Source organism: Halobacillus sp. H74 (assembly GCF_052246715.1).
Classification (GTDB): domain Bacteria; phylum Bacillota; class Bacilli; order Bacillales; family Halobacillaceae; genus Halobacillus; species Halobacillus litoralis_A.
The window spans coordinates 235,429-248,270 of record NZ_JBQQCI010000006.1 but is presented as its reverse complement, the minus strand read 5'-3'; the positions used below and the strand labels follow the sequence as shown (position 1 = coordinate 248,270).

16 protein-coding genes are annotated in these 12,842 nt (G+C 43.6%); 6 read left to right on the top strand and 10 right to left on the bottom strand.

Features of this window, described 5'->3' with window-relative positions:
• Positions 1-46 precede the first annotated feature (46 nt).
• The 3 genes from ACTWPX_RS15315 to ACTWPX_RS15305 form a co-directional block, all read right to left on the bottom strand.
• Complete coding sequence (locus ACTWPX_RS15315) at positions 47-262, bottom strand: hypothetical protein (protein ID WP_443120489.1); 216 nt, start codon at positions 260-262, stop codon at positions 47-49.
• Positions 255-584, bottom strand: coding sequence for a DUF1360 domain-containing protein (locus tag ACTWPX_RS15310; protein ID WP_443120488.1), 330 nt, complete (start codon positions 582-584; stop codon positions 255-257). Before ACTWPX_RS15310 ends, ACTWPX_RS15315 begins: the two co-directional genes overlap by 8 nt.
• Positions 585-685: 101 nt before the next feature.
• Positions 686-907 carry a hypothetical protein gene (locus ACTWPX_RS15305; RefSeq protein WP_443120487.1) on the bottom strand — a complete coding sequence of 74 codons (222 nt, stop codon included), beginning with the start codon at positions 905-907 and terminating at the stop codon, positions 686-688.
• Between the two features lie 190 nt (positions 908-1,097).
• Here ACTWPX_RS15305 and ACTWPX_RS15300 point away from each other — a divergent pair, with 190 nt between their 5' ends.
• The gene (locus tag ACTWPX_RS15300) at positions 1,098-1,607 is read left to right on the top strand and encodes a CotY/CotZ family spore coat protein (protein WP_443120486.1); all 510 of its coding nucleotides are present in this window, start codon (positions 1,098-1,100) and stop codon (positions 1,605-1,607) included.
• Between the two features lie 110 nt (positions 1,608-1,717).
• Here ACTWPX_RS15300 and ACTWPX_RS15295 read toward each other — a convergent pair whose 3' ends face one another.
• Both ACTWPX_RS15295 and fabI read right to left on the bottom strand, forming a co-directional pair.
• Entirely contained in the window at positions 1,718-2,248 is a 531-nt protein-coding gene (locus tag ACTWPX_RS15295) for a CotO family spore coat protein (RefSeq protein WP_443120485.1), read from the bottom strand.
• A gap of 371 nt (positions 2,249-2,619) precedes the next feature.
• A complete protein-coding gene (gene fabI / locus ACTWPX_RS15290) occupies positions 2,620-3,399 on the bottom strand; it encodes an enoyl-ACP reductase FabI (protein WP_128523491.1) in 780 nt (259 codons plus the stop codon).
• 351 nt (positions 3,400-3,750) lie between these two features.
• Between fabI and ACTWPX_RS15285 the strand changes: the two genes are divergently transcribed.
• The gene (locus ACTWPX_RS15285) at positions 3,751-3,903 is read left to right on the top strand and encodes a hypothetical protein (protein WP_443120484.1); all 153 of its coding nucleotides are present in this window, start codon (positions 3,751-3,753) and stop codon (positions 3,901-3,903) included.
• A 44-nt stretch (positions 3,904-3,947) separates the two neighbouring features.
• Here ACTWPX_RS15285 and ACTWPX_RS15280 read toward each other — a convergent pair whose 3' ends face one another.
• Together ACTWPX_RS15280 and mgtE are read right to left on the bottom strand one after the other, a co-directional pair.
• Positions 3,948-5,810 carry a monovalent cation:proton antiporter family protein gene (locus tag ACTWPX_RS15280; RefSeq protein WP_443120483.1) on the bottom strand — a complete coding sequence of 621 codons (1,863 nt, stop codon included), beginning with the start codon at positions 5,808-5,810 and terminating at the stop codon, positions 3,948-3,950.
• A 16-nt stretch (positions 5,811-5,826) separates the two neighbouring features.
• Positions 5,827-7,191, bottom strand: coding sequence for a magnesium transporter (gene mgtE, locus ACTWPX_RS15275; RefSeq protein ID WP_128523495.1), 1,365 nt, complete (start codon positions 7,189-7,191; stop codon positions 5,827-5,829).
• A gap of 310 nt (positions 7,192-7,501) precedes the next feature.
• On the opposite strand from mgtE, the gene prpE reads away from it, so the two are divergent.
• Positions 7,502-8,233 carry a bis(5'-nucleosyl)-tetraphosphatase PrpE gene (gene prpE / locus ACTWPX_RS15270; protein WP_443120482.1) on the top strand — a complete coding sequence of 244 codons (732 nt, stop codon included), beginning with the start codon at positions 7,502-7,504 and terminating at the stop codon, positions 8,231-8,233.
• A 110-nt stretch (positions 8,234-8,343) separates the two neighbouring features.
• Here the strand turns inward: prpE and ACTWPX_RS15265 are convergent, their stop codons facing one another.
• The 3 genes from ACTWPX_RS15265 to ACTWPX_RS15255 are packed head-to-tail and all read right to left on the bottom strand — an operon-like array spanning position 8,344 to position 10,686.
• On the bottom strand, positions 8,344-9,243 hold the full coding sequence (locus ACTWPX_RS15265) for an RluA family pseudouridine synthase (protein WP_443120548.1): 900 nt from the start codon (positions 9,241-9,243) through the stop codon (positions 8,344-8,346).
• Positions 9,227-10,033 carry an NAD kinase gene (locus ACTWPX_RS15260; RefSeq protein WP_128523499.1) on the bottom strand — a complete coding sequence of 269 codons (807 nt, stop codon included), beginning with the start codon at positions 10,031-10,033 and terminating at the stop codon, positions 9,227-9,229. The genes ACTWPX_RS15265 and ACTWPX_RS15260 overlap by 17 nt, the downstream gene beginning before the upstream one ends.
• Before the next feature lie 14 nt (positions 10,034-10,047).
• Positions 10,048-10,686 (bottom strand): GTP pyrophosphokinase, encoded by a 639-nt coding sequence (locus ACTWPX_RS15255; protein WP_443120481.1) that lies wholly within the window; start codon positions 10,684-10,686, stop codon positions 10,048-10,050.
• Between the two features lie 132 nt (positions 10,687-10,818).
• Between ACTWPX_RS15255 and ACTWPX_RS15250 the strand changes: the two genes are divergently transcribed.
• Genes ACTWPX_RS15250 through ACTWPX_RS15240 form a run of 3 tightly spaced genes read left to right on the top strand, consistent with a single transcriptional unit; the run spans position 10,819 to position 12,737 of the window.
• Positions 10,819-11,400, top strand: a complete 582-nt coding sequence (locus ACTWPX_RS15250) for a CYTH domain-containing protein (protein ID WP_443120480.1) — start codon at positions 10,819-10,821, stop codon at positions 11,398-11,400.
• 54 nt (positions 11,401-11,454) lie between these two features.
• Positions 11,455-11,853, top strand: coding sequence for a globin domain-containing protein (locus ACTWPX_RS15245; RefSeq protein WP_443120479.1), 399 nt, complete (start codon positions 11,455-11,457; stop codon positions 11,851-11,853).
• Complete coding sequence (locus ACTWPX_RS15240) at positions 11,850-12,737, top strand: ClpXP adapter SpxH family protein (RefSeq protein ID WP_128523506.1); 888 nt, start codon at positions 11,850-11,852, stop codon at positions 12,735-12,737. The genes ACTWPX_RS15245 and ACTWPX_RS15240 overlap by 4 nt, the downstream gene beginning before the upstream one ends.
• The last annotated feature ends 105 nt before the right edge of the window (positions 12,738-12,842 follow it).

The following is a 12,842-nucleotide window of genomic DNA, read 5'->3' as shown; positions in this document are numbered from 1 at the left end:
CAATAGGTATACGTCCGCTTCCCATTTTTACGTCATTAAAACTCCACTACTCAAAAAAGTTTTCCATTTTTCCCATCTGTTTATTCAAGAACTTCTCCATATCTGTCATCCGTTTTGTGAACCGACGATCCCATGCTTGAAAATCTCTTTCCCAAGCATTGAATTTCTTCTCGGGTTGTTTTATGATTCCATTCATTTTCGACGTTTCTTCATCAATCTCCTTCAAAACTTGAAACAGACTCTTTTCTTTTTTCTCACTCAAGAAGATTACTCCAGGAATAAATGATTGACTGAAGAGCTGCGAGAGCTAGAATAAAAACGATCCATTCCCCATAAGGAACCATTATATAGAAGAAAACCATAATTAACGATGACCAGACTCCGACACACCATTGACAGCCAAGGCCTTCACCAATAAACCCTTTCGGCTCTATCCACTCTTCTTCAATTCCATCTTCATTCTTTTCGATTCTCACTTCGATAAATGGCCGGCGCAGCCACTCCATGATATAATCCCTGACGATCAATCGCGTGAGGCGGAAACTTGCTAATCCTAATAGAAGAAACTCAAATATATTCAACATTCTCATCCATCCTTTCTTAAGTAAAAGCACAAGGCTCTATTCTTGACCGATTCATCAAGAAAAAGCCACTACATTGCTCGTAGTGGCTTACTCCTTATTCATTAAAACCAGCGAAACCCTCCACGTTTTTCAGAACCTTCATCATCCTGACGACGTGAGCTGCTCTCTTCGTCTTCTCTACGTCTCTGGCCGCCGAAGAATGGATCGACCCGATCTTCATTTTCCCGTCGGTGATGGCGGTCGTCACGCTGTGGTTCGATTACAACGTTATCCGCTTTTATGACAAGGTCCTTCACATGAATAACCTTTTTCTTTTCAGACATTCCACTCACTCCTTAATCGAATTCACTGTTAATCTATGGTGTTCGCCCTAATTAGGTATAGTCGTCTGCCTATTCATTCGAAAATAATTTCCGATTCCAAGAAAAGAGACAAATGCCCACACCGACGCAGGCATGATACATATTCTAGTAAAGACAATACGTCAATACGTATGGAAAGGGGAAAATTTTAATGAGCTGTGGTAAAAATAATAATTCAGGCTCTTGTGTGATTGATATTCTTAAAGATATCGTCGATGCTCAAAACGACGTCATGCACGACTGCACGACAAGCTGTGAGCAATCAATCGCCGACCTTCTTGGGGACACTGGTGGAGGCTCAGGCTTCGATACAGTTCCTGTCATCCTTTACTGTAAAGATGGATGCAAACCTTTCAAAGGGTTCGGATCGACACGCAGTGGAAACGACTGTGAAGTGAGAGGAAGCTTTTTCTTCCGCGTCAAATCCGTCGATAACGATGGATGTGCGATACTTGAGCTTCTTTTAGCAGACCGTTGGGGTCGCGTTGACTCAGAAGACGATGAGGATGAAGTTGAAGCCTCCCGTCATCACCGAGGTCACGATCCTAACTCACCAGCAGACCAAAGCTGCAGAAACCTACGTGCTTCAGGAATCTGTATCACTGTAGATTTGAACTGCTTCTGCCACGTTACTTGTCTTCCTGCAGCAGCAACTTTATAATTGCAGTCAGAAAAACCGCGCGGAGTAGCGCGGTTTTTTTGTCGTCAACTTTTCGCAAAAGTGCTTTTGTTTCAAATCAGGAGCCTGTCGCCATCCACACACTTACTGCCTTAAAATCCAAGCAAACGAATCTCCTTGATCGCCTCAAACGGCACTTCTTGTTGAAACGGACGCTGGAATACCTTCATGTGGACAATGCCTTCTTGATAATCGGTGATATACCCCCTGTGCTGTTCTTCATCTGTCGTCACTTCACATTTCATCTTAGGCACATGCGGAGAAAGATTAAAAAAGTAATTCACTTTCTCTTCCAGAGATAAATCATGGAACCTTTGACGGCGTTCTCTTGAAGAAGTTCTTTTTGCATCAGGTGCAGATTTCTCCACCTTGGTTTGTACTTCTTCAGCTGCACCTTCAGTTTTCAGCTTTGACAACTCTTCCAGATGAGGGGCTTGCTGTCTACGCATCCGTACTTCTTTTTCTTGAACCGGTGTTTCCTTCAAGTTTGGCTCCTGAGACGAGCCCGATTCAGTCGGTCTTTGTGTGCGGAAGCTCGTTTGCATCGGAACTTCTGCAGGCTTGAAATTCGGCTGTACAATATAAAGCATCGGCTGCTTAGCAAGTCGCTTCTCTTCGGCCATAGGAATCTCTCCTTTTCCATTCGGTCATCATTCTATGTATATGCCCAGAATCTGGCTCATGTTCATTTCTCCATCCTTTCGACAAAACTTCTGTGTTTTTTACAACAAAAGCGCAAGTGCCTTGTTCACCCCCGACAAGCTTAAGCAAACCTTTGAAGTGGCGGTTTTTGCCACAGCAAAGGGCTTGCTTATGACCTCGAGGGGGTAGGCGCTGGAGCTGGACGAAACAAAAGCGCAAGTGCCTTGTTCACTCCCGACAAGCTTAAGCAAACCTTTGAAGTGCTCATTAAGACTAGATAAAAAAAGATCCCTCTTCTACTATATGCTTGTAGAAAAGGGATCCTTCTTTTTTAGTAATGATAATCAATCAATTAATAAGCGACTGTACTGAACCCGGAGTCCACGTGGATAATTTCACCTGTTACTCCTCGAGAAAGATCACTCATCAAGTAGTAGCCAGTGTCACCCACTTCTTCTTGTGTGACCGGTCGACGCAATGGCGCACGTTCTTCAATGACTTTCATGATCTGGTTGAAGTCACCGACACCTTTGGCAGACAATGTACGGATCGGACCAGCAGAAATAGCATTTACGCGGATGTTGTGCTTACCAAGGTCGTTCGCTAAGTATTTCACACTCGCATCCAAGCTAGCTTTCGCTACACCCATGACGTTGTAATTTTTCACGACTTGCTCGCCGCCAAGATAAGTGAGCGTCATAATGCTACCACCATCAGTCATCAATGGCTGGGCTGCACGGGACACTGCTGTCAGTGAGTAAGAACTGATATTGTGAGCTGTCAAGAAGCCATCACGACTGGTATTCAAAAATTCATCCTTCAACTCTTCACGATTTGCAAAGGCGATACAATGGGCAAGTCCGTGGATGACTCCGACATCTTGTCCAATCTGTTCAAAGGTTTTAATGATCGCTTCATCATCTGTCACATCACATTCATAAACAAGGGACTCTTCTCCACCTTCTAATGTGGCAGCAAGATCCTGGACTGACTTTTTGAAACGTTCAGAAGCCACTGTGAAAATAAGACGTGCTCCAGCAGCATGCAATGATCTTGCAATGCCCCAAGCAATGCTTCGTTTATTGGCAACACCCATGACTACATACGTACGTCCTTCTAATGAAAAATTCATTATATACCCTCCCTGAGGTTGATTTTATTAATTAGTATTTGTTATTAGTACCTGCTCCTATTTTAAACCATCATCTTTTGAAAAACAAATCACACTTTATGCTTTCCCCTTTTTTTCACCGACCAACCCTGAAAAACGCCGCGTGCTCTAACCATGGAGAATTCATAGTAACACAGGCACGGCCACGCCTTCATCAGAAATTCTCTCCGCCAATTGCAGCAAACACAAAAAACCTCTTTTTAAGAGGCCACTGAAGAACTGCAACTTTTTGAGTTATGCATCAAACAAAGAAGCCGAGTTGAACGGTATAATCGTCCAACTCGGCTTCTTTGATTTCACGATGAGCGTTCGGTGGTGACGCCTGCGGGAACAGCGCGAGCCGAAGATCCACTTGGTCAAGTGATCTTCTTGACCAAGTTAGCTGAGGCCGTGTCCGCGACAAGCCCCCACCGACAAGCGATTCGTGAGAAGCAACAACAAACTTTAACAGCTCCTCTAGATTGATAAGGTTTTTTTCAGTTGCGTCTTCTTTAAGAGGGAATTTTTCATTAACACCATTCACAATATTCGAGCTCCATTTTCAATTCATCCACGTATTCATGAGACCCCGTGACAATCAGACGGTCACCCATCTTCAGTTCTGTATCTCCATGGGGCACAATTGAATCTTTCCCACGGAAAATACGGACCATGATTACGTCCCCTGTAAACGGAAATTCACGCAGATGCATGCCATTGTACACAGAGTTGTTCATGTTGATTTGATAGAGGGCACTCTCTTCTTTTGTCAAAATATCGAGCACGTCCGGAGCTTCGATCATCGCTTTCAGTAAAGCTTTTGAAGACAGGAATACAGAGAATACGCTGATGTTCAAGTCTCTCATTTCCTGGGAAAGCTCCGGTGATTCCACACGGACAATTACACGTTCAACCCCTTGTTCTTTAGCAAACCGGGCGATCTCTGCGTTTCGTTCTTCTTCCCCTGTAGAGGCGACAACCAGGTCGACATCGAATACACCGAATTCTTTCATTTTCTCGACATCATACCCGTCAAGCTCCTTGATATCAAAACAATTCCGACTTATACGTTCATCGATTTTTTCAATTTTAGTATGGTACAAGTGTGTTTCATAGGACTGACTGTCAAGTTCTCTTACGACAGGCATTGTCATCCGGTTGGACCCTACGAAAGAAACGATGGTGCGGTGGTCTTCTTCTTCAAAGCGACCATAAACCTTCTTGAACACGATCGGGGCGACGAGGCATGTCAAGACGGCAACAAGGATAAGTGCGCCTTCCATTTGATCGTCAATCATTCCCTCACGCTTTCCGATTGCAGCTGCTGCAATAACAAGCGACAATGTCGACGTCAGAATGAATCCTGAACCGAAGACTGTCTTTTTGTCATACCATTTACTCAAAATGAGCGCTGGTAGTATCTTTGATATCAACAGCGCAATGAATAATAGCGGAATCAATAATATGACTTTAGAATCCGTGAACAAACTCCAAATATCAATATCCACCCCGACCATTACAAAGAAAATCGGAATCAGGAATCCATAACCGAAACTGTCCAACCGCTTCACCATTTCCGGGTTCGGTGACAACAAAGAGACCAATGTACCCGCTAAGAAAGCGCCCAGGATATTCTCTGCGCCGACTGTTTCAGAAAGGGCGACAAGCAGTAATATAAGAGTGAACACTGCCCGGGTATCGATTTGGATCGTCCCTTTGGCCATCGTTTCCACGAATGATTGATCGCGGAATTTTTTGCCGATGTAATAAAACAGGACACCTGCTACGAAAAGAAGGAGCAACAGCCAAGTGTTTCCACCATTTTCCCCGTAGATGGAAACAAAGACCGCTAACAAGATCATCGTGACCAAGTCCGCAATTACGGCAATGAGCAAGATTGTCTGCCCGATGGTGGTTTTCATCATTTGGGCATCTTTCAACGTTGGAACAACAACACCTAGAGATATTGTCGAAATGATCAAAGTCATCAAGAATGCATTATCAATAAATCCAGCCCAGACGAACATATAAGACAAAGCTAAAGAGATAGCGAAAATACCTAAAAAGACGATGGTCGCTACCCATACAGGATTGGGTGCTCCTGTTCCTTTGTTCTCTGGTTTGGCTCTTTTCTTTTTACTTGCGAAAATAGAGAAATCAATCTCTAAGCCACTCAAAAACATAAGGAAGATGAACCCGAGGGTCGATAAGATTTCCAACCAGCTTCCGTGCTCTACCAAGTCAAATCCACTTTGACCGATGATCAAGCCTACGATGATTTCTGCAACGACAACCGGAATCATATTCAATTTGAAACGGTGTAGTAAAATGGGAGTAATGAATGCTGCGATAATGACAATAACTAAGGAAGTTACTGAAGCACCATGTTCCATACTCGCCCTCCTTCCTTCAGATCAATAAATTCATGAATACCGTTGCCATGCCGAAGTATATCAGGATTGATATTAAATCATTAACCGTCGTGATGAACGGTCCTGAAGCAACAGCAGGGTCGATATTCAATCGATGCATAAGAAGAGGAACGAGTGAGCCAGCCAGAGTGGCTACAATCAAAGTCAATAGAATCGATAATCCGACAAGCAAACCAAGAAATAAATTTCCTTGCCATATATATACGATAATGGTGATGAGTATTCCACAGGACAAGCCCGTAATCAAGCCTGTTCCCGCTTCCCTCCCCATCATTTTCCATTTCCCTTGTTTCTCGATCTCCCCTGTTGCGATTCCGCGAACGGCTACGGCCAGGGCCTGCGTTCCAGTATTACCACCCATTCCGGCAATCAGTGGTATGAAAACAGCTAATATAGCTACTTTATCCAATGTTTCTTCAAAGCGTCCGATTAAGCTTGCTGTCAAACTTCCCAAAAACAGAAGGATGATCAGCCAAGGCAAACGCTTCTTCGCTGAAGCAAAGGCGTTATCATCGGGACTGTCGACATCAGAAATCGCAGCGAGTTTGGAGTAGTCGTCACTCGCCTCTTCTTCCATGACGTCCATGATATCATCGACCGTTATGATTCCGAGCAGGTGATCTTGGAAATCAACAACAGGTAAGGCAAGAAAGTCATAGTCACGTACCATACGAGCGACTTCCTCCTGGTCTTCTCCTACTGATACCGATACCACCCGTTCATTCATAACGTCAGATATCATCCACTCTTCCTCAGAGATAATCAAATCCCTTAAGGAAATGACACCTACCAGACGTTTATCTTCATTTATCACATACGTATAATAAATCGTCTCGGCATCGGGAGCTTCGGTTCTCAAATGTACCATCGCTTCTTTGATCGTCATGCCAGCCTTGACCACAACGAATTCTGTCGTCATAATCGACCCGGCTGTTTTTTCTTCATAGTGAAGCAGGTCCTTAATTTCCTCTGCTGCTTCTCCATCCATGATCGTCAAAAAGCTCGCTACTTTAGCTTTATCCAATTCATTGAAAATATCGACCGCATCATCGGCAGACATTTCAGCAAAGACTTGGGCGGCAAACCGCGGGTCCATTTCTGTGAAAAAAGGTTCGACTTCATCGTAATCGATATGTTCCATAAAGTCGGCCACTTCTTCTGGAGACAAATACGTATAAATCTGCATCCGTACATCAACGTCGCGCCCTTCGAAAATCCTCGCTTGATCATATGGGTGAAGTTCCAGAAACTCGGCACGGAACTGATCGATATGATCATTGAACAGGGCATCTTTGATATTGGCCCAAACCTCTTGGCGCTCTTGGTCATCTAAGTGTTCCACAAGCAACCCTCCCCAGCGTCTATTTCGTTTTTGACCGTTTAATCTTAATCGCGATGATTATGTTTGTCAACGAAAGTTATTTTTTTATACAAATGCTCAATTATCAAAACCATTCGCCGTTCCATAAGGCATAACCGTAGTTTAACAGATGGCTTAAGGGAATGGGAATAGACTTGACTATGTTTAGTATCTGAAGGCTCGGGAAAAATATCAAGCATATTATAAGAGGCTAAGGATCAAAAGTGTCTGTTCAAGTAATTACTTAGCCCAGCATAAAAAGGAGCGCATGCTCTTTTGAAGGAGAATGAATATGACTTATGACATCATCGGAGACGTACACGGATGCTTAGATGAACTGCAGCAGCTGTTCACCGATCTCGGCTACGAATGGCATGAAGGCTTACCTGACCATCCTGATGGACGGATCCCAGTATTCCTTGGTGATATCACAGACCGCGGGCCTGATTCCATCGGATGTATTCAATTCGTTTACCGAATAATCACGGAAAAAGGAGGTCTATATGTCCCGGGAAATCATTGCAATAAGCTCTACCGTTTCTTCCTTGGTAACCCGGTCCAGGAAAAACACGGTCTTGAAACGACAGCATCCGAATTTCGAGCGTTGCCTTCTGACAAACAAAAAGAGGTAAAAAAACAGTTCAAACAATTATATGAAGAATCCCCGCTTCATTTGATATTAAAAGATGTGAAAGCAGTCATAGCTCATGCGGGCATTCTTGAAAAGGACATCGGTCATAAAAGCAAAAGTATCGAAACCTTTATTTTGTATGGCGATATTACAGGGGAGAAACTTCCCGATGGTCGACCGGTCCGTCGTGACTGGGCTCAGCAATATCAAGGAGATCGTTGGATCGTCTATGGCCACACACCAGTGCGAGAACCCCGCTTCATCAATAAAACAGTGAACATTGATACCGGTTGTGTTTTTGGTGGAAAATTGACAGCCTTCCGTCTTCCGGAAGAAGAAATTGTCAGTATCCCCTCCACCATGCCTTTAGTAGAAGAAAAGTTCAGATATTGAAGTTAGAGCGGGATCGATAAAGGTCCCGTTTTTTTATTTGAACCTCGATAGGCAATCACATAGATCACTCTGAGGTGAGGCATATAAAAAGCTTGAGATCTATAAAGATCTCAAGCTTCTATCTCGCTGAAAACATTCCACGCTGCAGGGGGATCAGATACAATAGTCATCCTCTTTTTAGTCCACGGGTGAAAGAAATGAAGCTGGTAGCAATGAAGAGCTTGTCCTGCAATGCCCTCTACTTCTTTCCCACCATAGAGTGTATCACCTGCTAACGGGTGATCTAGATAAGACATATGGACACGGACTTGATGTGTACGCCCTGTAAGCAATTGCAGCCTGATCCATGTATAGTCCTTCAGTTGTTTCTCAATTTGGAATAAGGTTTGTGAAGGTCTGCCATCTTCAGCCACCTTCCGCTTTATGATCGAGTCCATTTCCCTTGCGATCGGTTCATCGATTTTTCCTTTTTCCAATTCCATGTTCCCTTCGACGATCGCCTGATACCTCCGTTCCACCTTTTTCAATTCTTTAGTCAGCAACATATGGCTATACGTATGTTTTGCGACCAGCATTAAACCAGAGGTATCCCGGTCGAGCCGGGTGACAATGTGCACAGTGAAAGGGTATTTTCTTTGCTCATAGTAATGAAGCAAATAGCTGGCAAGGGAAGGTGTCGAATGGTCAAAAGGGGGCACGGCCGGAAGTCCTGAAGGTTTATCAACAACCAGAACATCCTCGTCTTCATAAACGATCGCCAATGGTCCCTCTGCAGGGTCAATCCTCCCTCTTTCTTCTTCAGGAAAAATGACAGTGAGAAGATCACCTGCTCGTAACAGATTCCGTAATTCGCATTCTTCGCCGTTGACAAGCACCTGACCGCCCATTCGCACTTTCTTGTAAATTTGCCGTGAGAACTCGGCCACTTCCAGAAGAAAATCTTTGATTGATCGACCATGAAAAGCGTGAGATACCCGCCAAGTTTTCCTGGCTTCAGTCAGTGTAGTCATCTGCAACGAAAGAATCGTGGACACGTTTCCAAAACGGGAACGGCCTGAACCTGGCAAATCGGACTTTTTCTTCAGCTACTCGGCATTGGATCGACTTGACATCACTGTAGGTGCGTGTGATGTGGTCAATCGTGAACAAAAAACTGCGGTCGTGTTTCGGTTTAAACATGCATGTATGATGGCTCGGCAAAATGAGTGGTGAACCGATGGTACGGAAAACCCGATTGTTGATCGATGCCATTTCAGCCACCTGGAAAGCCTCAAGTGAAGGATGGAGAATCGCTCCGCCAAGTGCTTTATTATAAGCTGTACTACCGGACGGGGTGGATACGCAAAGACCGTCACCTCTGAACGTTTCAAAGTGATCGCCTTTGATTTCAATATCCATGACGACAGATCCTTCCGATGTTTTGATCGTACATTCGTTAAGGGCTAAGTAACGATCTTCTTCTCCTCCACTCTTCGGTCTGATCGTCACTTCAAGCAGTGGATACTCAACGACTTGGAAAGGAGTTTTTGCGATTTCAATGATCAGTTTTTCTAACTCTTCCGGCATCCAGTCGGCATAGAAGCCAAGGTGACCGGTATGGATTCCGATGAAGGCGGTTTTGTCTAAACGATGGACATACGTATGAAAGGCTTCCAATAAAGTTCCATCGCCTCCGACCGAAATAGCTAAGTCAGGTTCATCCTCGTTGTATTCCAATTGGAATTCAGTCAAGTAATTCTTGATTTTGGAACGTATTTCATTCGATTTTTTGTCACCTTTAGATAAGATCGAGAACTTCATCGGTCACCACTCCTCTACGGTTTTTTTGGGTTTTTCTTTTTTTCTTCACGTCTTAGAAAAGCTTTTTGGGCTTCCTGGATTTCGTTTTTGATTTTGGACATTTCTTCATCCAGCTGGAAAGCGGCTTCTCCCGCCCGCTTCAAACGTGATTGGATCTCTGTTGGTATTTTACCCGAATATTTGTAGTTTAACGAATGTTCATTGGTCGCCCAGAAATTCATCGCTAAAGTACGGATTTGAATTTCGGCGAGGACATGTTTCTCACCATGGATGGTTTCGACAGGATAACGGATAATTACATGAAAAGACCTGTAACCGCTATCTTTTTTCCGTGAAACATAATCCTTTTCCTCGACAACTTCCAAATCGTGCCGGTTTTTGAGCATATCTGCAACCGCATAAATATCATCTACAAATTGACAGACCACTCTCACTCCAGCGATATCCTGCAATTCATATTCAATGTTCTCAGGATTGATCGCCTTACGTCTTGCTTTTTCTATGATGCTCGACTTCGGCTTGACTCTCCCGGTAACGAACTCGATCGGGGAATGCTCCTCTTCGTATTCGAACTGACGGCGCATCCCCTTCAATTTGATTTTCAATTCCTCTACCACTTGTGTATAAGGTGCTATAAATATATCCCAATTCATCTAGCGCCCACCTTTATGTATCCAATCTTCATAGTAAATATGTGCGTTTTCGCTCCCATTCATTGTATCATAAAGTTACCCTTTGGAATAAGCAGAGCGACTGACCCTATTTCACTTACAGGAGGTTTTAATATGTCTCAGGAGATCGAAATCGAATTCAAGAATTTACTGACTGAGGTTGAGTATGATCGGATTTATCAATTTTTACCATTCAAATCAGTTGAACTTATTGAACAAACCAATTATTATTTTGAAGCAGGTGATTTGAAACTGAAATCACATGGGGCCGCATTAAGAATACGCAAGAAAAATGATCAATGGACGTTGACTTTAAAGCAGCCTCATGAAGAAGGACTGTTAGAAACACATGATTCATTAACAGAAGAAGAAGCGAATCTTTGGATCCAGAACAAAATGATGGTGAAAACCAATGTCTTCAAACAACTTCATGAGCTTGGAATCTCCATTGAAGACCTTCATTATTTAGGTTCATTGACCACAAGGCGCAAAGAGGTCGAATATCAACAAACTACTGTCGTCCTCGATCACAGCCTTTATTATGATAAAGAAGATTACGAATTAGAAGTAGAAGCAAGCTCGCAAACGGCAGGAAAAAAAGTCATCAGAGAAATTCTTGAAGCATGCAATATTCCTGAACGAGAGACAGATAATAAGATCAAACGCTTCTATGAAGCGAAGGTACAATCAGAATAGTTGCCGTCGACACCCTCCGTTGCTAAAATGGATTAACAGACAGGAAGGGATTTAATGCCACAACGAGATACGATTTTCGATGAAATCGGAAAAGAAAAAATCGATGAACTTGTAGATGCTTTTTATGAACGAGTAAGCAAACATCCGGATTTGATTCCGATTTTCCCCGATGATTTCACAGAAACAATCCGCAAACAAAAACAATTCTTAACGCAATTTTTCGGTGGTCCGCCACTGTATATCGAAGAACATGGACACCCGATGTTGCGGGCAAGGCATTTGCCTTTCAAAATTACACCCACGAGAAGAGATGCTTGGCTGTCGTGCATGTCAGGGGCTATGACCGAAGTGGAGATCGAAGAACCTTACCGATCTTACATGTTTGAGCGCTTGACGATGACAGCGAATCATATGATGAATACACCAGAGGATGAGAAAGGAGAATCGATGTGAGTTGGAACAGCTTGAGCAGTGACAAAGAGACAAACGGTACAGCCAGCGGTTTCTTTAATATATTGAAAAGACCGATTGAGATTTACGTTTTCATCGATCCCCTCTGTCCCGAATGTTGGTCACTTGAACCTTTTCTCAAAAAGCTCACGATCGAATATGGACGCTTCTTTACCATCCGCCCGATTATCAGCGGTAAATTAGCCTCCCTGCACCAGAATAAAATGAAAAAGCCTGAAAACCTGAAAGAAGCTTGGGATAAAACAGGTTCCCGTACCGGCATGTGCTGTGACGGGGATGTCTGGCTGGAAAACCCTGTCTCTTCCCCTCTTGCAACCTCTCTCGCTGTCAAAGCAGCAGAACTGCAGGGGAAAAAAGCAGGCATGCGTTTTCTTCGCAAAGTCCAGGAATATGTTTTCCTTGAAAAACAAAATATCTCTGATGAAGCTGTCCTGATTGAATGCGCTGAAAAAAGTCGTCTTGATGTGAAAGAATTCAAAAATGACCTTCATTCAGATGCTGCCCGCCGTGCTTTACAGTGTGATTTGAAATTGGCCCATGAAATGGAAGTGGACTCTACCCCGACCCTGGTCATTTTTAATGAATCCGAAGAAGACGCAGGACTTAAAATCACCGGTTCTTATTCTTACGAGGTCTATGTGAAAGTGTTGAAAGAAATGCTGCAAAAAGATCCAAAGCCTGGAATCAAACCCGCTTTGGAGGATTTCTTGCACCACTATCGCTTTGTCGCCAATAAAGAGATTGCCGTCGTCTACGACTGGACAGAACAAGAAGCTAAACGGGAAATGAAAAAGCTGGTTTTGAAGCAAAAGGTCAAAGAAGTCCCCGTGAAACACGGAGCCTTTTGGCAATATATCGAATCATGAAAAAGCTCTCCACCATTGGGGAGCTTTTTTTGTTATAGAGAACTGGATGGTCATTTCTTCTACTCATTCAGTGAACCTCGTATTTTCTTTAAGCACCACGACTCT

Excerpts from the sequence above, each read along its gene's own strand:
- ACTWPX_RS15310 (WP_443120488.1), bottom strand. The coding sequence starts at position 584 with ATGTTGAATATATTTGAGTTTCTTCTATTAGGATTAGCAAGTTTCCGC.
- ACTWPX_RS15305 (WP_443120487.1), bottom strand. The coding sequence starts at position 907 with ATGTCTGAAAAGAAAAAGGTTATTCATGTGAAGGACCTTGTCATAAAA.
- ACTWPX_RS15300 (WP_443120486.1), top strand. The coding sequence starts at position 1,098 with ATGAGCTGTGGTAAAAATAATAATTCAGGCTCTTGTGTGATTGATATT.
- ACTWPX_RS15295 (WP_443120485.1), bottom strand. The coding sequence starts at position 2,248 with ATGGCCGAAGAGAAGCGACTTGCTAAGCAGCCGATGCTTTATATTGTA.
- fabI (WP_128523491.1), bottom strand. The coding sequence starts at position 3,399 with ATGAATTTTTCATTAGAAGGACGTACGTATGTAGTCATGGGTGTTGCC.
- ACTWPX_RS15280 (WP_443120483.1), bottom strand. The coding sequence starts at position 5,810 with ATGGAACATGGTGCTTCAGTAACTTCCTTAGTTATTGTCATTATCGCA.
- prpE (WP_443120482.1), top strand. The coding sequence starts at position 7,502 with ATGACTTATGACATCATCGGAGACGTACACGGATGCTTAGATGAACTG.
- ACTWPX_RS15265 (WP_443120548.1), bottom strand. The coding sequence starts at position 9,243 with ATGACTACACTGACTGAAGCCAGGAAAACTTGGCGGGTATCTCACGCT.
- ACTWPX_RS15260 (WP_128523499.1), bottom strand. The coding sequence starts at position 10,033 with ATGAAGTTCTCGATCTTATCTAAAGGTGACAAAAAATCGAATGAAATA.
- ACTWPX_RS15255 (WP_443120481.1), bottom strand. The coding sequence starts at position 10,686 with ATGAATTGGGATATATTTATAGCACCTTATACACAAGTGGTAGAGGAA.
- ACTWPX_RS15250 (WP_443120480.1), top strand. The coding sequence starts at position 10,819 with ATGTCTCAGGAGATCGAAATCGAATTCAAGAATTTACTGACTGAGGTT.
- ACTWPX_RS15245 (WP_443120479.1), top strand. The coding sequence starts at position 11,455 with ATGCCACAACGAGATACGATTTTCGATGAAATCGGAAAAGAAAAAATC.